Raw genomic sequence first — 19521 nt, forward strand, 5'->3', positions numbered from 1 at the left:
TCAAGACTGTCAAATCTACTATCGCAGTCTTCTTTTTTTTCTAGCATAATTATACACTTTCCTTTTGTTAGATATCAGTTTTTATGCAATTTTATATCAAGAATATTTTGCATGTTGTAGAATTTTCTCTGTGCTGTAGTATTTAAAACACTGCTTGTTTTTTATATTGCGGTAACTAGGGTAATTTTTCAGATAGATTAGAAAATATTTTTGTTAAAAGGTTAGAGGTTGTCCTATAAAGAGGAAAGTTTCTGATATTCTACATAATAGTCAGCCTTGCACAACAGCAGCAATTATTTTTGAATTTAAAAACAAGAAAATGAGTGTCTTGTGAGAAGGAGTTTTGTAAAAGAAGGAACAATATAGAAAGATTTAGATTAGCTATGGATTTTAATATATGTACCCCACTTACAACATTAAGAGATGTGTTATCATTTCATGCAAGAAGAATGTTATTAAATAGCAAATAACGGCGGCTAGAATCATTGAAAAATGATTCTTTGTAAGAAATTTCATTCTTGATAAGAACTACATTTTTTAATGAGAAGAATGGTTTCACAATTTTGACAGATAAATTGAATACGATTGCGCGTCATGTTGATTTAACCAATTTGCTCTGGAAGATAATTACTATCGGCCAGATCACTAAAGCGTGTGAAGTCAGATTGAAAGGCAAGGGGAACGATTCCTGTCGGACCATGGCGCTGTTTTGCAATAATAACATCAGCTTTTCCAAAAGCTTTGTCCATTATTTCTAGCCATTTTTGATGTTCCAAAGTGTTTAGTTTTGGTTCTTCATTTTTGAGATAATATTCTTCGCGATAGACAAACAGAACGATGTCGGCATCTTGCTCAATTGAACCAGATTCACGTAAATCTGAGAGCTGTGGACGTTTATCTGTTCTATTTTCTACTTGACGTGAAAGTTGAGAGAGAGCGATAATAGGAATATTCAATTCTTTCGCTAATGCTTTTAATCCTGTGGTAATTTCTGTGATCTCTTGAACACGATTTTCTGATGAACGCTTTGAACTGCTTGTCATGAGTTGGATATAGTCAATAAACAAGATATCTAAACCATGTTGCCGCTTGAGACGCCGCGCACGAGCAGCTAATTGCGTAATTGATATTCCACCAGTTTGATCAATATAAAGGGGTGCCTTTTGTAGTTGGTTCACCGCACGAATAATTTTTGAAAATTGTTCATCTGAAATATTACCACGCCGAATATCAGAAGAAGAGACTTCTGTTTGTTCAGAAATAATACGGGTTGCAAGCTGTTCGGATGACATCTCAAGTGAGAAGAATCCTACAATGCCGCCTTCATTTTCTTGGATATTGGCATTACGATTATAAGCATTAGCAATATTAAAGGCAATATTGGTAGCCAGTGAAGTTTTACCCATACCAGGGCGGCCCGCAAGGATAATTAAGTCAGATGCTTGTAATCCTCCCATTTTTTCATCAAGTGTTTTAATATGGGTGGCTATCCCTGATAATTGTGAAGAGCGCTTTTTCGCAGCACTTGCCATATCGATAGCTTTTTTAATAGCCTCATTAAAATTTTCAAATCCACCTCCATATTTCCCTTTTTCTGCTAGCTCAAATAACTGATTTTCAACAGTTTCAATTTGTTGGGTAGGCGTGAGTTCTACAGGAGCATCAAAGGCTGTATTGACAACTTGAGTTCCAAGGTTAATCAAAGACCGTCGGATAAAAAGATCGTAAATGACGCGTCCATAATCTTCAGCGTTAATAATAGTGACTGCCTCTGTGGCTAAGCGAACAACATATTGGTATACAGTAATATCTCCAATTTTTTCTTCCATTTGGATATAGGGCTTGATTGTAACTGGATCTACACGTTTTCCTGTTTTAATAAGATGAGATAAAACATGATAAATTTTTTGATGCAATGGTTCAAAAAAATGTTCTGGTTTTAGAAAATCTGAAACGCGGTCAAGAGAATCATTGTTTATAAAGATGGCACCAAGCAATGCCTGTTCAGCTTCAATATTATGCGGAAGTTGCCGAAAAGAAGGAGAATCCTCTTTCTTTGAAGAGCTGACATTAACAACGTTAGTTTCTTCCATAATATTTTTCCACTAAAATTCTAAGTCTAGCTACTTTAGGCGATAAATTGAAAATCGTATAATTAAAAGAATAGAGCGACAAATCTTCATTTTAAGTTAAAATTATATAATTTTTTGAAACTCTCTTTTCGTTCCTCATTTATCATTTGTGTATTATTTATATAACGTCTATCTATTTTATTTTATAATATGTGATTTTAAAGTGGAAGTTTTGCTACTCTAAATTTAAGTATTTTTAAGTTACTTAACCTTAAAATTCCAATATCTGTGTAAGTAGAATTATTTTTTTATAACTGAAATTATTTCAGATCATGTGAGGATATAATCAACTTAACGCTCATACAAACTTTAGCCTTAAGGGTAGAACTTTAAATTATTTTTGCTTTATATGCTGGAAAACAAAAGACATTTCCTCTTAGTGATATTATCATTCTCGGCATGTAATGCCTTTAAATAGTATATTTCTAATTCTTTCATAAAAATTAGGTTCTTTATGTACGATAGCCATAAAATACTCACTTTTAAAGTGTGAGTATTTTATGAGCGATATTTATAATGGAATAAAAAATATAAAACAGAAAGAAAAAATAGCAATTAAGCTTCTTGATGAGAACTGTTTATATCGTTGTCATTAATTTCTTCTGCCAATAATTCTTCCTGACTTTCTTCTAATAATTCTTCTGGAATATTATATATTTCTTTAGCCGAAGTGAGAGTTTCACCTTCTGCTTGGCGTTGTGCTTCACTGGTAGAACGCGCAACGTTAATAATCACAGAAATTTGAACCTCTGGATGTAAACTAAGAGTGATAGTGTGAAGACCGATCATTTTTATTGGATGATTAAGTTCGATTTGATTTCTTCCAATAGAAAAGCCTTCATCTGTTATGATTTCAGCAATATCACGTGTTGACACAGAACCATAAAGTTGTCCCGTTTCACCAGCAGAACGAACAACAATGAATGATTGTCCATCAAGTTTTTCAGCAATTTTTTGCGCTTCGCTTTTGCGTTCAAGATTACGTGCTTCAAGTTGTGCACGTTGTACCTCAAAATGTTTTTTATTAGCTTCATTTGCCCGTAAAGCTTTACCTTGAGGCAAGAGAAAATTACGCGCATAACCATCTTTAACTGAGACAATATCACCCATCTGACCAAGACGAGGAATGCGCTCAAGTAAAATAATATCCATAGTTTTTCCTTTCGAACAAATAAATTTAGTGGAGTTTTTTGCGTGATTGAAAATTGTATTGAATAGCAGCCCAAATTCCCATCAAAAGTACCATGAAAACAATAGGTGGAGCAAAAACGACTGTAAAAATAGCAATATAAACAAGAGAAAGTATAATAATTCGACCGTTTACCCCTTTTGTAATATTGTGAAGATATGCTAGACCGCTAATTAATATGATGACAATGTATGCAGTACTAAAGACAAGGGTACTCAAGTTAAGAGAAGCGCTCAGCTCAACCATCGATGTTATGCAAACAATAATGAAAATAATAATTCCAGAAATTGGAAGGCGGAGAGTTTGGCTCCAATCATCACGGGGTCTTTTCAGCCATTTCATATGTTGTGCTGCTATAATGGAAAAGTAAAGGTTACCAATGAGAAAAACCAAACTATAAATAGTCAAAGAAAAAGCAGTAAAAGTTGCTGTATGCGTCATTAAAAGCTCACTAAAAGCGCGTATATAGGCTTCTTTTATTGACTGTGTTTGTTGCAGAGTTTGTGCTATGTTTTCGGTGATTTTTTTTGCAACGATGGGTGTGGAAGGACGTGTTTGAACATAGAGCCCAATGAAAGTTGCTATAAGAGCGATAAAATTAGTTAAATGAAAAATAACCGATGATAATGGATACCATATCAGTTCATTTTCTTTTTGCGCTGGTCGTGCAAGCCCAAGAAGCCAAGAAGCATAGACAGCAGGAAGGAAAAATAAGAACATAAAGCCAAGAGCAATATAGGTATTAGTGGTTATGATAAGAACAACAGTAGCACTTATGAGGGCGATGAGACTGGCTAATGTTCCTTGACCGAACGCAACAATAAAAATTGGTAATGAAAGAAAGCAGCCAAGAAGAAGAGAAAAAAAGGGCACGATATTTGCAACACTGATGATTGCCAGTCCTATCACAACAGCAAATAATCCTGCTAAAATACCGGTTAATATCTCATAAGTACGATTTTTTTTCATTTATTGCTGTCCTGCTTTCTGCAGTTAGAGGCGTGTCAATACCCCAACTTTGACATTTAATAGCTTAACATAGGATACAACAAGCTATTTTTTAACCATATAAGAAAAGCAACTGGAGAAACTCTCCAGTTGCATAGCATATTGATCGCTTACTTTATAACGTACGGAAGTAAGCCTAAAAAGCGAGCACGTTTGATAGCATTAGCTAATTCACGCTGTTTTTTCTGACTAACAGCAGTAATCCGTGAAGGAACAATTTTCCCACGTTCGGAAATATAACGTTGTAACAACTTGATGTCTTTATAATCAATTTTGGGAGCATTGGTCCCTGAAAAAGGACATGTTTTTCGACGACGATGAAAGGGGCGACGTGCAGAGTTTTGATTAGTATCAGTCATCATTCTACCCCTTCTATAGTATTTTCACGTTGACGACGTGGAAAACGAGGACGCTCTTCATCATGTCCAATGTGACTATTGCGATCAAGGTGTGAGAGCATAGCAGATTTTTCTTTTTCGTGTTTTTCTACGCGAATGGTCATATAACGCAAAATATCTTCATTGATGCGCATCTGACGCTCCACTTCAGCAATTGCTGAAGCTGGTGCATCAATATTGACTAAGACATAATAAGCTTTACGGTTTTTACGAATACGGTAAGCAAGAGGACGAAGTCCCCAATTTTCTATACGCCCAACTTTTCCACCATGCGCTTCAATGACACCTTTGTAGAGACTCAAAAGTTCATCAACTTGCTGCGGAGCAATGTCTTGTCGGGCAAGGAACATATGTTCATAAAGAGCCATTGTTTTGCCTTTCTTCAATTAAATTTCACCGGTTTTAGCGCAAAGCCTCTGCGACTTGTCTTTTTTGGAAATCCAAAGAAGAAAGGACGCGTTTACAATTCGAGACATCTCAGAGCGGAGACACGGGAGGCCGGAAACATTGTATTTCCTACTGATATTTTACAGCCCTCCGTTCAACCTCCAGCTAAAGTGCCGGCAACGAATATTTCATATCTACAGGTTATCTTTTAAAATAGCAAGTTTATGCACATAAAAAATTGATTTGTTAAATCTTGATATATTTCCTTCTTCTACAAAAAGATAATACTGTAATATAAAGGCAAAGGAGGGAAAAATGGACTTTTTAAACCAGATTGATGTTACACTCTTTGAAATGTTTGTCGGCAATCATCAAGCTTGGTCGATTATAGTTTTGTTTAGTATTTTTTGTGCAAAGTTTTTAATTTATATTATTCCTCTCCATCTTTGTGCGTTGTGGTTTTGTAGTGGGGAGAGGGAACGGTGTGTTGTGCTAAGCATTTGCATGAGTATTTGTGCATCTCTTTTCATAGGTTATCTCATTTCTCTTTTTTATTTTCATCCTCGCCCATTCGTGGTAGGGCTGACGACACCGCTTATTCAACATCGTGCAACAGCTTCTTTTCCTAGTAATCATGCCTTGACCATTGCATCTTATGCAGCTAACTTTTATTTTTACCGATACAAAGTTACTTTTAAATTTGCCACCGTATTTTTGTGTTTGATCTGTTGGGCGCGCATCTTTGTGGGTGTACATTATCCCTTTGATATTTTAGCAGGTGCACTTTTAGGAAGTCTCATAAGTTTGGGTGTTATTCAGTTTATAGCACCCTATTTTCCTAAGTTTTTATATCAAATTCCGCCCTTAAAATATAATTTTAAGTGTGGTATTCGTTTTAAATAAAGGGCTTTATATTGATTTGTGCGGATGAATAAGGTCAAAAGAAAATAATTTAATTGTACAGTTTTAGGAGTTGATAAATGGGTGCAGCTTTTATTTTTCCAGGGCAGGGGAGTCAACTTGTTGGTATGGGGAAAGCGCTTGCAGAGCAATTTATTGTCGCAAGGATGGTTTTCGAGGAAGTTGATGATGCTTTGGGTGAGAAATTATCAAAGATCATTTTTGAAGGACCAGCAGATGTTTTAACGTTAACAGCAAATGCACAACCGGCATTAATGGCTGTATCTATGGCTGTCATTCGTGTGATGAAACAATTAGGGCTTCGTATAGAAGAAAAGGTAAGGTTTGTTGCTGGTCATTCTTTAGGCGAATATTCGGCTCTTTGTGCTGCTGGTACATTTACTCTCACAGATACAGCAAGACTTTTGCGTATTCGTGGCAATGCTATGCAGGCTGCTGTCGCGGTTGGTGAAGGTTCTATGGCTGCATTAATTGGTTTAGAAGAGCACATTGTGGAAGAAATTTGTGAAACTGTTTCTGGAGAAGGACTATGTCAGATTGCTAATGATAATGGTGGTGGGCAAATTGTTATTTCCGGTAAAGCAAAAGCAGTTGAGGCAGCGGTAGAGATTGCATCAACAAAAGGTGCAAAACGTGCACTTCTTCTTCCTGTTTCTGCACCTTTTCATTCATCTTTAATGCAACCTGCTGCTGATGCCATGAAGAAAGCACTTTTGACTGTTAACAAAATGTCCCCTATTGTTCCTTTGATTGCCAATGTTTCTGTTGCACCTGAGAGCAATCCAGAGCGTATTACTACTCTTCTTGTCCAACAAGTGACTGGGAGGGTGCGATGGCGTGAAACAATAGAATGGATCGCTGCTAATGGAGTTGATACGCTTTTTGAAGTTGGTTCTGGAAAAGTTTTAACAGGTTTAACGCGTCGTATTAACAAAGATATAAAGGGGGTAACCATTGGAACAGTTGATGAAATAGAATCAGCGCTAGGTATGCTTGGCGTTTAATCTATAAGGAGTTAAAAGATGTTTAGATTAACAGGACGTAAAGCTCTTGTAACGGGGGCTTCGGGAGGAATTGGTGAGGCAATTGCACGCTGCTTTCATGCACAAGGAGCCATTGTTGGACTTCATGGAACACGTGAAGAAAAGCTCAGAGAAGTGGCGGCAGAATTAGGGCAGAATGTTTTTGTATTTCCCGCTAATCTTTCTGAACGCCAATCGATTAAACAATTGGCTGAAGTTGCAGAGAGAAAAATGGATGGCGTCGATATTTTGGTTAACAATGCAGGAATCACTAGGGATGGTCTTTTTGTGCGTATGCAAGATAAAGACTGGGATGATGTTTTAGAAGTTAACCTAACAGCTGCTTCTCTTTTGACGCGTGAATTAATACATTCTATGATGCGCCGCCGTTATGGAAGAATTATTAACATTACATCTGTTGTTGGTGTAGTGGGAAATCCTGGACAAACGAATTATTGTGCTGCAAAAGCAGGCTTGATAGGTTTTTCTAAAGCATTGGCACAAGAAATTGCTTCGCGAAATATCACTGTCAATTGTATTGCTCCAGGATTTATTAAATCTGCAATGACAGACAAGCTTAATGAAAAGCAAAAAGAAGCCATTATGGCTGCAATTCCAATGAAGCGTATGGGAAGTGGGCAAGAAATAGCTACTGCTGCTGTTTATTTAGCAAGCGATGAAGCAGCCTATACGACAGGTCAAACACTCCATATCAATGGTGGAATGGCAATGATATGAGTATTTATTTTATTCCACATTGATTTATGAGTTGTATTATTTTAGATAGTAACGATTGAAATGGATAGATGCATCTATTTCTTTAATATGGTCGTTAATCAATTGATGTCGGAATGTCAGATTGGTTCATTTTGTAGGGGATATCCACAGGATGTTTTAAATCATTACTAAAATCTTTTAAAGTAATGCATCTATTGCTTGATTAGATGAACCGATATAGTTAACCAAATTATAGGAAATATAAATTCGAGGATTTCAACATGAGTGATACAGTAGAGCGCGTTAAAAAAATTATCGTGGAACATCTTGGGGTTAATGCTGATAAAGTTGTAGAAAATGCAAGCTTTATCGATGATCTAGGGGCTGATAGCCTTGATACGGTTGAACTCGTTATGGCTTTTGAAGAAGAGTTTGGGGTAGAAATTCCAGATGAAGCTGCTGAAACGATTTTTACAGTTGGCGATGCAGTCAAGTTCATTGATAAAGCTTCTGCGTGATTACTAAAGGGCAAAGGCATAAATTGCTTTTGCCTATATTCTTCGGAGCTCTTTTGAAAAGAGAGCTTTGAGAGGTGAAGTTTAGTTCAAGGTTAGAAGTTATGAAACGTGTTGTTGTTACTGGTTTAGGATTGGTATCTCCATTAGCTGGTAATATTGAATGTAGTTGGAAACGACTTCTTGAAGGAAGAAGTGGTGTCCGACGTATCACTGAGTTTGATGTGTCAGATTTGCCATGCCAGATTGCTGCGCGTATCCCCTTAGGGGATGGAACAGAGGGGACCTATAATGCTGATTTGTATATGGAACCTAAGGAGCAACGTAAAGTTGATGCATTTATTGTTTATGCAATGGCTGCTGCTAACCAAGCGCTTGCAGATGCCGAATGGTTTCCTAAGAGTGATGAAGATCAGATTTGTACAGGTGTGTTAATTGGTTCGGGAATTGGGGGAGTTGAAGGTATTGTTGAAGCTGGTTATACGCTTCGTGATAAGGGCCCACGTCGTGTTTCTCCCTTTTTTATTCCAGGTCGTTTGATTAATCTTGCTTCTGGTTATGTGTCTATTCAATATGGTTTACGGGGGCCTAATCATTCTGTTGTAACAGCTTGTTCAACAGGGGCGCATGCGATTGGTGATGCGGCACGTTTGATTATGTTTGGTGATGCAGATGTCATGGTGGCAGGGGGGACTGAATCTCCGATAAATCGGATATCTCTTGCAGGTTTTGCAGCTTGTAGAGCTCTTTCTACTTGTCGCAATGATGATCCTGAACGGGCGTCACGTCCTTATGATACTGATCGTGATGGTTTTGTGATGGGGGAAGGAGCAGCTGTTGTTGTTTTAGAAGAGCTGGAACATGCCAAAAAACGAGGAGCACGTATTTATGCTGAGGTTATTGGCTATGGTTTATCTGGTGACGCTTACCACATTACAGCACCTTCAGAAAGTGGTGAAGGGGCTCAGCGTAGTATGATAGCTGCTCTTAAGCGTGCACAAGTGAATGTGAGTGAACTTGATTATATTAATGCTCATGGTACATCTACGATGGCTGATTCCATAGAGCTAGCGGCTGTTGAGCGTGTTTTAGGGAGTTATGCACCACAAGTTTCTATGTCATCAACGAAATCATCTATCGGGCATTTACTTGGTGCAGCCGGTGCTGCTGAGGCTATTTTTTCTATTTTAGCTATACGGGATAATATAGCCCCAGCGACACTTAATCTTGACAATCCATCGATTGAAACAAAAATCGATCTTGTACCACACAAACCGCGTGAACGAAAGATTGATACAATTCTTTCTAATTCTTTTGGATTTGGTGGGACAAATGCATCGTTGGTGATGCGACGTTTTAGGGGATAATAAGTATTTTTATTTAATTTCTGCTTTTGAGTTTTCTACTTTATTATAAGGTGAATGAGAAATTATAATATTATCCTTAATCGCTATTGAGGGGTTATGTCCGATGTGAAAAATGGAAAATCATTAAAGGACGTAAGTGATTCCTCTTCGAATCATTTAGCAGATAGTTATGACATGTTAATACATAAAAAACGAAAGAAATCATCTATCGTCCGTAATCCGTTGGTCATTCTCGGTCATTTTTTTCTTATGCTGATTGTGATTATTCTTTTTGCCATAAGTATTCCTCTTTATATTGGAAAAAGTATTTTTGAAGAAAAGGGAAAAATTGAGGAAGAACAAATTGTTCTTATCCATCCTGGTACCGGAATTCGTGAAATTGCTTCATTGCTAGAAAAACGTGGTTTCATTCGATCATCAGATATTTTTGTTTATGGGGTTGGTTATCACCAAAAAACAACGCATCTGAAGGCTGGTGAATATTTAATTCCAGCTCATGCTTCGATGCAGGATATTATGGATATTCTTGTGAAAGGAAAATCTATAGAATATACATTTACAGTACCTGAAGGTTTAACGGTTCAGCAAGTTTTCGATCGATTAGCTGCGAATGAAATTTTGATTGGAGACCTTCCAAAAATTTTGCCTCCAGAAGGCTGTTTAATGACGGATACAGTTCATTTTATTCGGGGGACAACGCGTAAAGAGATTGTAAATAGATTGCGTGAAGGACAGACAAAATTAATTCATGATATATGGGCTACGCGTTCACCTGATTTACCTATTAAATCAATTGATGAATTTGTTATATTAGCCTCAATTGTTGAGAAAGAAACGGGAATTGCAGCAGAAAGACCAATGGTTGCTGCGGTATTTTATAACCGCCTTACAAAGCATATGCGTCTTCAATCGGATCCAACAGTGATTTATGGTCTCTTCGGAGGAAAAGGAAAACCATCCGGTCGTGCGATTTATCGTTCAGATCTTGAGAAGGAAACACCATATAATACTTATAAAATTAATGGTTTGCCCCCAACGGCTATTGCAAATCCAGGTCGAGATTCTTTGAAAGCGGTGGCACATCCACCAAGCAGTGATGCACTTTATTTTGTTGCTGATGGTTCAGGAGGGCATGTTTTTTCTCGAACTTTAGAAGAACATAATATGAATGTTCGCAAGTGGCGAGAATTAAAGGCAAGACATTGAATTTATAGTGATAACACCATCGTAAATGAAAATCTCAAATATAGTAAAATTTTTCTATTTAAACTTTTTATGAGAATGATAAAAAATTATTTTCTTGTCTGTCACAAGTGGGATTAGCGTATGGATAAAAATATTTAAGAAAGAAGTGAATATACTGCTAATACCTTATCTCAAAAAAGAGCAGAATAACATTGAGAATTTCTAAGAAAACACATTGATTAGGGGATAGGTTGAGATAATGTATAATTCAAATTTTGGAGAAACATTTATGAACAAAGTAGAGTGATGTAATGACAGTCTTTGAAAGTAAATTGAGTACTATAAAAATGAATAAACGCCGCGGTTTTTTATTTATTCTCTCTTCGCCTTCAGGTGCTGGAAAATCAACAATTTCTCGATTACTTCTAAAAGAGGGACAATTAGAGCTTTCCGTAAGTATGACCACAAGGAAAAGGCGTCCTAGTGAAGTAGATGGGCTGCATTATAACTTTATTTCAAAGGAAGAGTTTGAATATAAGCGTGATAGAAATGAATTTATTGAATGGGCAGAAGTTCACGGAAATTATTACGGCACTTTACGTGAAACTGTTGAAAACGCATTGAATGCTGGCCATGATATGTTATTTGATATTGATTATCAAGGTACCGAGCAGCTACAAAAAAAGATGCTAGGAGATACTGTATCTGTTTTTATCCTTCCACCATCAATGAAAGAGCTTGTTTCGCGTTTACATCGTCGAGCAGAAGATAGTCAAGATATCATCAATTTGCGATTAGAAAATGCACGAACGGAGTTAAAGCATTGGCGTTCTTATGATTATGTTGTGATTAACGAAGATTTAGATCAGTCTTTATCTTTTATTAAATCAATTTATTTAGCTGAAACCGTAAAACGTGAGCGTTGTTCTTATCTTGGCTCTTTTGTTGATGGGCTTATTGCTGAAAAAATCGATAAATGTTGTGATTAAAAAAGGTTTTATAACACAAAGTGCATTTTTTAGAGCACTAGATGCGCTAAAGTTACAAATTCAGAAATCGAGAGCGTTTCAGCACGGCGCGTTCCATCAATTCCAGCTTTTTCTAATAGCTCTTCACCTCCAAGTATTTTGAGATTTTGACGAAGCATTTTTCGTCTTTGCCCAAAGGCGGTTTTTGTGACGAGGCTTAGTTTTTGTGCAGAGCAGGAAAGAGGTTGTATTCGCGGAATAATATGAACAACGGAAGACGTTACTTTAGGTATTGGTATGAAGGCTTGAGGGGGGACATCAAAAGCAATTTTAGCAGTGGTACGCCAGCCAGTTAAGACACTAAGACGTCCATAATGAGTAGATTGAGGTTTAGCTGTAATCCGTTTGGCAACTTCACGTTGAAACATCAATGTCATTGATTCATAAAAAGGAGGCCATGGTTCAGTCAAAAGCCAATTTAATAAGAGTTGTGTCCCAATATTATAGGGAAGATTTGCAATAATGCGCGGTTTTACAGGGCTTGTTTCAAAGAGTTTTGAGAAATCTTGCTTCAGTGCATCATTACAAATAACTTTTAATTTTTTAGGATAGTGTTTTTCTATTTCTAAGAGAGCCGGTATGCAGCGCTCATCGCGTTCTATTGCTGTTACAATGGCACCCTTTGCTAGCAAGGCACGTGTGAGACCTCCAGGACCTGGACCAATTTCAAGAACAGGTTTTCCTTCTATATTGCCTGCTTGATGAGCAATTTTAGATGTTAAATTAAGATCAAAAAGAAAATTCTGCCCCAAAGATTTATGCGCTTGTAATCCATATATATCAATGACCTCACGCAGAGGAGGGAGATTATCTATTGGCATGGGTTTAAACTATTTTTTGCAAGTTGATTTGCAAGTTTAAGAGCAGCAATAAAGCTTTCGGGAGAGGCTATCCCTTTATCAGCAATGTCAAAAGCAGTTCCGTGATCTGGAGACGTGCGAATAAAAGGTAGACCTAACGTGACATTAACAGTGCTATCAAAGTCTAATGTCTTAACAGGGATAAGGGCTTGATCATGATACATACAAATGGCAACGTCATATGCTTTTCTTGCGCATTCATGGAACATTGTGTCGGCAGGCAGTGGGCCTGCAATATTGAGTCCTTTCTTTTTAAGATATTCAATAGCAGGAGTGATAACTTCAATATCTTCTTTTCCCATTGCACCTCCTTCTCCAGCATGAGGATTAAGACCAGCAACAGCTAGTCGGGGTGACGTTATTTTAAACCTTGTTTTTAAGTCATATTCAGTAATAAGTACCGTTTGAATAATTAAATCACGGGTAAGCTGTGAAGGAACATTTTTAAATGGAATATGAACAGTTATTGGTACTGTTTTTAATCGGGGTCCTGCTAACATCATAACTGGATGATAACATTTATGAAAAGCTTTATGGGCTAAATCGGCTAAAAATTCTGTATGACCTGGAAATTGAAAACCGGCATCATAAAGACTCTTTTTTGCAATAGGACAAGTGATAAGTGCACATGCATGGCCATTTTGAATCAATTGAACACAGCGTTTAATTGCTTCAATAATTCCAGCGGCATTATTCGATGAAGGTATACCTAATTGATCACTTTGTTTGTTTTTTAACGGTATGATAGGAAGAGCGTTTTGAAAATTTTTTGCAGGATTATTGATTAAAACAGATTGCACCTCAACATCAATCTTTAAAAAACGAGCGCGCGAACGAATAACATCTGGATCAGCAAGAAGTACAAAACGTGGAATTTGGCGCGTAACACGCAAATTCCACGCTTTTAGTACTATTTCAGGACCAATTCCGGCAGGATCACCACCGCTAACAATAAGAGCAGCCATTATGAATTTTGAATGCGTGCCACTCGCCGCAGTTCTCCTAAATATTTTTCGCTTAATTCTTCAAGTTTTTGCGGGCTTCTTTTTTTACTATCTTGAAGAGAAAATATCAGTCGAGCGACATAATCATCAGAAACTCTTTTTATTTTGCAGACAGCAATTGCTTCGATTCCATCAGATGTTTCTTGTAATTTTGTCATTTTTCCAGCAGGCGTTTCAAGAATAGCTTGTTCCCATGCATTAGGAAGTTGTGGCTCCAGAAACTTTCCTAAGTGGCGGATAGTAACGTCTAAAATACCTCTTGCTTGATTGTGAGCATTGGCACATCCACGGAAATGTGCGCGAAAATTACTTGCTTCTCTTTGACGTCTTTCAAAGATTTCTGAACGACGATGTGCAGGAATGACAAAAACAATTCGCTGTAATGTATATTCGTTGGTTGAAGGTTTTACACCACCATTTTTTAATATTCTGCGTACAGCTTCTTGTTCGCTAATCATACCTGTTTCAGCTTGATAGCGTGCACTAACAAGACGCCCCCATCCTATTTGTCCACGGATGTAATCTTTAAAGTGTTGCACAGTGATCTCAGTTTGGATCAGAATCTGGTTGAGCTGATCAATCGTCATATTATTTTGTGTCGCAAAATTCTCAAAAGCTCTATCAACTTCATCATTGCTTACTTCAATATTACGACGTTTTATTTCAATATTTTTTAGCTTTTCGTCAATAAGCTCTTTTTTAGCCTGTGCCACCAAATTGCTTTGCTTTTGTTGTAACCTGAGAAAAGCAAGGCGTCTTTGTATATCATAATTTGTGATGGGGTTGCCATTAACTGTAACAACAATAGAAGTCTGCGCAAAGACTGTCGGAATCAAAAATCCATTTATTAGCAGGCTACTTACGCTCAAAGATGCAATATAAAATAAAGCAAGAAAACGCTTTTTCAATTTATTCATGTAAATAGGCTTTCGCATTGTTTATTAATTCTCATCAACAACTTAAAATACACGCTTTCTTTCATAAAAACAATGATAAGTTAAATGACTGATACATTCCCTTTATAAATTAATCTATCTTTTTTCCTATATCTGCAATCGTACGCAATGAAAGAGAGAAATTAAAGTTTTGCAAGGGGGCTTTCCTGCCTGGATTCGTTACCTGTTGATAACCGAATGTTAACCCGAAACATTCGTCCATATAACTCAAGCTAATTCCTCGCTTTATAAATGTACCAGATACTAAATCATAACCGGCGTTGCTATTAATGGACCAATAATCTGCCAATTTAAGTCCTGTTTGAAAAGAAATTTCTTGGCGCTCTTGAGAATATTCATAATCTAGTTGCTTTGCGATATAGGCATATTGTAGAGCCGCCCAAAAATTTTGCCATTTTTGTGATGCTTCGATTTCACTACGGCGCATTTTTCCTGTTTTTTTGTCAAAGCGTCCACGCGTTTCTAAGGAAAAACCACTTTTATGGGTTGTACCAAACATTGCAACATAGTCTGAACGTTTTGCCTCTAAGCTAGAATGAGTACCGACATTGATAAAGTCCTTTTCTGCAAAAGAATTCTTTCCTGCTAGATGAAAGGATTGTCCAATGAGACCATAAAGAGACCAATTATCATTAAGGCTTCCAGAATATCTTATACCTATATTGGCTCTTGTACCACCTTCTACACGATCATAACCAGAAAATTTGTCTCGTTGAAAGAGAGTGGTTGCATCAAAGACAAAGCTTTGAGCATCTTCATTAGGAATTTGTCCAATATATTGTTCATTATTGCGTATAAAAATTTGTGCAGTTGGTTCTATAATATGTGTAGAATGATCAGCTATAATGAGGAAGGGATAGCGTAGTTCCAACCCTGCTGTTGCCATGCCACGAATTGCTGAACCATGAGTTGCGGATAAGGCATTGTTTTCTATAGAATCTGTATGATTTTTGCTTGCATTGGTTGTAATGATATCAGCTCGTAGAGAGAGAAGAGGGGTTAAAATGAGTCCATTGTGCGTGTTGAAGCGCTTTTTCCACTGAAGCTCGTTTGTTAAACGCAAACTATTTCCAGCCATACCAGAAAGTCTTACTGTGTTGAGAGGGTTTCCGTTCTGGTCGGGTGAATTGAAGTCAGCATGGCGACGATAAACTGATTGTATATTACTATGGAAGGTAAGCTCTCCATTATAAATGGGTTCATCTGGTGTGAAAAAATAATCGATGCGTGGTAAGACCCACGCTTGTCGAGAGTGACGTTCATAATGAGGATCATTCAGTATTGAATCTTGAACTTTAAAATGATAAAAACGCATATCAAAATAATTTTTTCCTGCAAGACCATTCAAATAGATCTGAGAAAGTTGTGTAGGATTGTTATAGTTTTCAAGTTTATAGGCACGACTAAAATGCCGATCTGATTGTGCAAGAATATCCCATCCATAAGCCCAGTGTGAGTTAATACGAGAATCCCCCTTTGTCGCCAGCATATAACGGTTTTTATGTTGGGCATCAATCGTATCATTATCAAATCTATGCGGTTTCATTTGATATATATGAGCAAAGCGAATGTTATAACGGCCCGTTTTTAAACGCTGACGCCATTCCCCTTCGGTTAAAAGCCCTTGTTGGGTATAAACCGTAGAAGAAAGGGTAAAATCATAATGGGGGGCGAGATTCCAGAAATAAGAATTCTTTATCCCCATACCGAGATAATCAGTATAAAAAAAATGAGGAGTAAGCAGACCGCTAGCACGCCTGACAGTTGGATCATAGATCTCAAAATTTGGAAATTTTATAACCGGTACACCAAAAACTTCAAAACTGCTATTTTCAAACCGAATTTTTTTGACGCTATTATTCCATATGATCTTTCTTGCTTTAATTTTCCATAGGACGTCTCGATCTGGTTTATAAGAGCAAGGTTCACAGGCTGTATAGGTTGCATTTTCAAAGACTGTTATGTGATTGTGTTTGCGTGTAGCATTTTGGGCTGAAAAGTGAACATTGTTGGCTGTATCAATACGTAAGGCGTTTACAAAACCCTCGCCAAGATCTTTGGTCATATCAATTTGGTTGGAATAAATTTTATTACCATCCTTTTGAGTAATTTCAACGTTCCCTTGTGCTATAAGCCGTCCTGTTTTTTGATTGTAAATAATTTTTTGAGCGATAACTTTATTGCCATCATATTCGATTTGGACATTACCGTTTGCAGAAACAGTGTTTTCATCACGATTGTAGATGAGTTCATCCGCAGAGAGCAAAAGAGGAGGTTCCGGATTTTGAATGCGACTTTGAGAAGGAGATTGAAGGCTTTGAGCGTGCGCACAATAAGATAAAGCACCTCCTAAAATAATCCCCACAACACTTTTAAAAGCGAGAGCACTTAATTTTGTTAAAATAGTTTTTTTAAGTGTTAATGCTTTCACTTAGCCATCCTCTTTATGAAGTAAAAAAGAGATTCCTAAGAATAACGCAATAACAACGGGTGTCCAAGCTGCAATAATTGGTGGAATATATCCAGCATTACCAAAAGCTTGAACAAGTACGGAAATAACATAAAGCATAAACCCAGCTATTACGCCACCAAGAATCAACATTCTAGATTGCCCAAAACGTGTAAAATTTAAAGATACAGTTGCTGCAATGAGGGTCATTGCCACAAGCAATGCCGGTAATGCAATCAAAGATTGGAAATACATATCAAAATTATTAGCAGAATAGCCAAATGAACGTGCAATCATAATTTTTTTTGGCAATTGGTAAAATGGAATAGTTGCGGGATTCACTAAACGTTCCGTTAAAAATTCAGGTTTTAGATTGGTTTTTATTTGCAACACGGTAAATTTTTCAGGAGGATGCCCTATTTTATAGATTGTTCCATTTGTTAATTGCCAAAATCCATTAGTCAAGGTTGCTTTTGGGGCGTTAATCCAATTTTTAACGGTTGCATTGTCATTGTATTGTACAAAGGTTGCATCGAGAAGAGAAAGTCCTTGATCGGTGATAGATTTAGCACCAATGGTTGTTCTGCCTAAATTTGTACGTTGTGTTAACCAGTGGATACTTGTATTGTGAAGAGGTGTTAGTACATTGTGATTGCGCCATTCAGTCATCTTTTTTTCTGCTTGAGAAAATCCCCATGCAGCAAGTGGATTAATGAGAAGAATTGAAAATAATCCTAAAAGAAAAGCTCCAAAACAAGCTGGCATAAGAAATTGCCATGCAGAAACACCGATTGAACGAGTCACCACAAGTTCAAGTTTTTTGTTGAGCGAGATAAGCGTTGCCATTGCAGAAAAGAGTGCAATGAAAGGGATAAGTTGTTGCATGATAAAAGGGATGCGTAAAACAGAGAGGAAAAATGCATCTTTTGCTGTATAATGCGGAAGGGAAGATAGCCTACCGGAATTCTCTGTGAAATCGATTAAAAGAGCAAGAACAAAAATGCTTCCCAAGAAATAACAAGTTATTTTAAGATAACGTATAAAAAAATATCGTCCAAGTGTCCACCCAATCATGATATTTTATCCGAGGAATCTTGAGATTTTCGATGTTCAAATTTGTTCATTATTTTTTGAAAAGCGATTTGAAGTATCTCATTAACTTTTGTGGGAAGCCCAATTTTATGATTCGTTAAAAGCATAAAAAAGACAAATGCACTTGTTCCTATAGGTATAATATAAAGGAGAGGAACGTATGCAAGATCGCTTTTTGATTTTTCTGCGAAAAAATATCCTATCCAATACACCAGAAAAGAAAGGGCAATTGCCGAGAGGTTTGCGGAATGACGAGCTTGTCGATGGGAGCGTACATCCCCTGCCGCTGCTAATGCAATAAGTGAAAAAACAATAGGGTAGAGCCATTGTGTTAATCTGCGGTGAAATTCAGCTTTATATTGGAGTGGTTTTCGTTGATAGTAGGGATCTTTTGGGTCAGGGTTTTGTAAATAAGAAAGAGACCGATCTTTTGGATAAAGAGTAGGTGTTTTATCACTGGGGATAAACTCTCCTAGGCTAAAAGTATATGAGCTAAATTGCACGATTGAAACACTGTTATTTTGATGATTGACTCTTTCTATTTCACCGTTATTGAGAACCAGAAAACTGCCGTTTTTATTATTCACAATGGATGCGTCTGTTGCATAATAAAAAAGATCAGTTTTAGGATCACGCTGGTCGGCAATGAAAAGGCGTTCAAGTGTTCCGTTTGGATTTCGTTCGCCAATTTCTATGTAAAGGTTATTGGCGAGTTTTTGAAAGCTCCCTTCACTAATGAATAGATTAATAAGATCAAAATGAGCGCTTGCTAGCATTTGTCGCATATGAAGACGCGCTTGAGGAACAACAAAATTAGCTATAGAAAAGGAGATACAGGATGCAACAATAGCAAGAAGAAGGATAGGTTTCCAAACAGTACTTTTAGGAAAACCAGAGGCATTGATGACAGCAAATTCTGAGTCTTGATGCATTGCTGAGAGGATGGTTGTAACTGCGATCACTAATGCAAATGGAATGACAAGAAAAATAACAGAAGGAACCAATGAGAGTGAAAATTGTAAGACTGTGAGGAGTGTTTGTTTACTTGTTGTGAGAAAGTTTATCCGTGCAAGAATTTGTATAGTCCAACTAACGCCCACTGCTGCAATCATGACAGAACTAAACAAAACAAGGACACGTTTCAGGATGTAGAACTCAATAATACGCATAAATTGGGGAAAATCCTCAGTTTTTAATTCGATAGCAAATATTCTTACTGCTTTCGGTTAAAATGTAATAAAGTTTGAAAAAATATCCTTTCATGAATTGGATATTTTTACCAAATAAATAA

18 protein-coding genes are annotated in these 19521 nt (G+C 37.0%); 7 read left to right on the forward strand and 11 right to left on the reverse strand.

The genetic code is table 11. The features are described 5' to 3' along the window. Nucleotides 1-602 precede the first annotated feature (602 nt). The 5 genes from ACFIK2_RS02880 to rpsF form a co-directional block, all read right to left on the reverse strand. Entirely contained in the window at nt 603-2093 is a 1491-nt protein-coding gene (locus ACFIK2_RS02880) for a replicative DNA helicase (RefSeq protein WP_375617652.1), read from the reverse strand. Nucleotides 2094-2687: 594 nt separating this feature from the next. Next, entirely contained in the window at nt 2688-3284 is a 597-nt protein-coding gene (gene rplI, locus ACFIK2_RS02885) for a 50S ribosomal protein L9 (protein WP_375636273.1), read from the reverse strand. A 25-nt stretch (nt 3285-3309) separates the two neighbouring features. Beyond that, nucleotides 3310-4290 (reverse strand): hypothetical protein, encoded by a 981-nt coding sequence (locus tag ACFIK2_RS02890; protein WP_375636275.1) that lies wholly within the window; start codon nt 4288-4290, stop codon nt 3310-3312. Nucleotides 4291-4439: 149 nt separating this feature from the next. Next, nucleotides 4440-4688 (reverse strand): 30S ribosomal protein S18, encoded by a 249-nt coding sequence (rpsR, locus tag ACFIK2_RS02895; RefSeq protein WP_012754957.1) that lies wholly within the window; start codon nt 4686-4688, stop codon nt 4440-4442. Then, complete coding sequence (gene rpsF / locus ACFIK2_RS02900; protein ID WP_375612935.1) at nt 4688-5095, reverse strand: 30S ribosomal protein S6; 408 nt, start codon at nt 5093-5095, stop codon at nt 4688-4690. Before rpsF ends, rpsR begins: the two co-directional genes overlap by 1 nt. Before the next feature lie 334 nt (nt 5096-5429). Here rpsF and ACFIK2_RS02905 point away from each other — a divergent pair, with 334 nt between their 5' ends. The 7 genes from ACFIK2_RS02905 to gmk all read left to right on the forward strand — a co-directional run bounded on the left by ACFIK2_RS02905 (nt 5430) and on the right by gmk (nt 11830). After that, on the forward strand, nt 5430-6017 hold the full coding sequence (locus tag ACFIK2_RS02905; RefSeq protein ID WP_375617656.1) for an undecaprenyl-diphosphatase: 588 nt from the start codon (nt 5430-5432) through the stop codon (nt 6015-6017). A gap of 77 nt (nt 6018-6094) precedes the next feature. Further along, a complete protein-coding gene (gene fabD / locus ACFIK2_RS02910) occupies nt 6095-7039 on the forward strand; it encodes an ACP S-malonyltransferase (protein WP_375612933.1) in 945 nt (314 codons plus the stop codon). Between the two features lie 18 nt (nt 7040-7057). Next, entirely contained in the window at nt 7058-7795 is a 738-nt protein-coding gene (gene fabG, locus ACFIK2_RS02915) for a 3-oxoacyl-[acyl-carrier-protein] reductase (RefSeq protein WP_375617657.1), read from the forward strand. A gap of 260 nt (nt 7796-8055) precedes the next feature. After that, entirely contained in the window at nt 8056-8292 is a 237-nt protein-coding gene (locus ACFIK2_RS02920; RefSeq protein WP_004860281.1) for an acyl carrier protein, read from the forward strand. A 101-nt stretch (nt 8293-8393) separates the two neighbouring features. Beyond that, nucleotides 8394-9656, forward strand: coding sequence for a beta-ketoacyl-ACP synthase II (gene fabF, locus ACFIK2_RS02925; protein WP_375636277.1), 1263 nt, complete (start codon nt 8394-8396; stop codon nt 9654-9656). A 96-nt stretch (nt 9657-9752) separates the two neighbouring features. Beyond that, a complete protein-coding gene (gene mltG, locus ACFIK2_RS02930) occupies nt 9753-10862 on the forward strand; it encodes an endolytic transglycosylase MltG (RefSeq protein WP_375654936.1) in 1110 nt (369 codons plus the stop codon). 290 nt (nt 10863-11152) lie between these two features. Beyond that, nucleotides 11153-11830, forward strand: a complete 678-nt coding sequence (gmk, locus tag ACFIK2_RS02935; RefSeq protein ID WP_375634333.1) for a guanylate kinase — start codon at nt 11153-11155, stop codon at nt 11828-11830. Nucleotides 11831-11859: 29 nt separating this feature from the next. Here gmk and rsmA read toward each other — a convergent pair whose 3' ends face one another. The 6 genes from rsmA to lptF all read right to left on the reverse strand — a co-directional run bounded on the left by rsmA (nt 11860) and on the right by lptF (nt 19399). After that, nucleotides 11860-12690, reverse strand: coding sequence for a 16S rRNA (adenine(1518)-N(6)/adenine(1519)-N(6))-dimethyltransferase RsmA (gene rsmA / locus ACFIK2_RS02940; protein WP_375611238.1), 831 nt, complete (start codon nt 12688-12690; stop codon nt 11860-11862). Further along, nucleotides 12681-13694, reverse strand: coding sequence for a 4-hydroxythreonine-4-phosphate dehydrogenase PdxA (gene pdxA / locus ACFIK2_RS02945; RefSeq protein WP_375676874.1), 1014 nt, complete (start codon nt 13692-13694; stop codon nt 12681-12683). The genes rsmA and pdxA overlap by 10 nt, the downstream gene beginning before the upstream one ends. Further along, nucleotides 13694-14650: a SurA N-terminal domain-containing protein gene (locus ACFIK2_RS02950; protein WP_375634117.1), complete on the reverse strand. Its 957-nt coding sequence runs from the start codon at nt 14648-14650 to the stop codon at nt 13694-13696. Before ACFIK2_RS02950 ends, pdxA begins: the two co-directional genes overlap by 1 nt. A gap of 109 nt (nt 14651-14759) precedes the next feature. After that, a complete protein-coding gene (locus tag ACFIK2_RS02955; RefSeq protein WP_375636284.1) occupies nt 14760-17120 on the reverse strand; it encodes an LPS-assembly protein LptD in 2361 nt (786 codons plus the stop codon). Beyond that, on the reverse strand, nt 17121-18212 hold the full coding sequence (gene lptG / locus ACFIK2_RS02960) for an LPS export ABC transporter permease LptG (protein ID WP_375634113.1): 1092 nt from the start codon (nt 18210-18212) through the stop codon (nt 17121-17123). Next, a complete protein-coding gene (lptF, locus tag ACFIK2_RS02965; protein ID WP_375634111.1) occupies nt 18209-19399 on the reverse strand; it encodes an LPS export ABC transporter permease LptF in 1191 nt (396 codons plus the stop codon). The genes lptG and lptF overlap by 4 nt, the downstream gene beginning before the upstream one ends. Between the last annotated feature and the right edge of the window lie 122 nt (nt 19400-19521).

Source organism: Bartonella sp. AP88XZML (genome assembly GCF_042195565.1).
Classification (GTDB): domain Bacteria; phylum Pseudomonadota; class Alphaproteobacteria; order Rhizobiales; family Rhizobiaceae; genus Bartonella.

Excerpts from the sequence above, each read along its gene's own strand:
- ACFIK2_RS02950 (WP_375634117.1), bottom strand. The coding sequence starts at position 14,650 with ATGAATAAATTGAAAAAGCGTTTTCTTGCTTTATTTTATATTGCATCT.
- lptG (WP_375634113.1), bottom strand. The coding sequence starts at position 18,212 with ATGATTGGGTGGACACTTGGACGATATTTTTTTATACGTTATCTTAAA.
- fabG (WP_375617657.1), top strand. The coding sequence starts at position 7,058 with ATGTTTAGATTAACAGGACGTAAAGCTCTTGTAACGGGGGCTTCGGGA.
- rpsR (WP_012754957.1), bottom strand. The coding sequence starts at position 4,688 with ATGACTGATACTAATCAAAACTCTGCACGTCGCCCCTTTCATCGTCGT.
- mltG (WP_375654936.1), top strand. The coding sequence starts at position 9,753 with ATGTCCGATGTGAAAAATGGAAAATCATTAAAGGACGTAAGTGATTCC.
- rplI (WP_375636273.1), bottom strand. The coding sequence starts at position 3,284 with ATGGATATTATTTTACTTGAGCGCATTCCTCGTCTTGGTCAGATGGGT.
- fabD (WP_375612933.1), top strand. The coding sequence starts at position 6,095 with ATGGGTGCAGCTTTTATTTTTCCAGGGCAGGGGAGTCAACTTGTTGGT.
- rsmA (WP_375611238.1), bottom strand. The coding sequence starts at position 12,690 with ATGCCAATAGATAATCTCCCTCCTCTGCGTGAGGTCATTGATATATAT.
- ACFIK2_RS02890 (WP_375636275.1), bottom strand. The coding sequence starts at position 4,290 with ATGAAAAAAAATCGTACTTATGAGATATTAACCGGTATTTTAGCAGGA.
- lptF (WP_375634111.1), bottom strand. The coding sequence starts at position 19,399 with ATGCGTATTATTGAGTTCTACATCCTGAAACGTGTCCTTGTTTTGTTT.
- fabF (WP_375636277.1), top strand. The coding sequence starts at position 8,394 with ATGAAACGTGTTGTTGTTACTGGTTTAGGATTGGTATCTCCATTAGCT.
- pdxA (WP_375676874.1), bottom strand. The coding sequence starts at position 13,694 with ATGGCTGCTCTTATTGTTAGCGGTGGTGATCCTGCCGGAATTGGTCCT.
- gmk (WP_375634333.1), top strand. The coding sequence starts at position 11,153 with ATGACAGTCTTTGAAAGTAAATTGAGTACTATAAAAATGAATAAACGC.
- rpsF (WP_375612935.1), bottom strand. The coding sequence starts at position 5,095 with ATGGCTCTTTATGAACATATGTTCCTTGCCCGACAAGACATTGCTCCG.
- ACFIK2_RS02920 (WP_004860281.1), top strand. The coding sequence starts at position 8,056 with ATGAGTGATACAGTAGAGCGCGTTAAAAAAATTATCGTGGAACATCTT.
- ACFIK2_RS02880 (WP_375617652.1), bottom strand. The coding sequence starts at position 2,093 with ATGGAAGAAACTAACGTTGTTAATGTCAGCTCTTCAAAGAAAGAGGAT.
- ACFIK2_RS02905 (WP_375617656.1), top strand. The coding sequence starts at position 5,430 with ATGGACTTTTTAAACCAGATTGATGTTACACTCTTTGAAATGTTTGTC.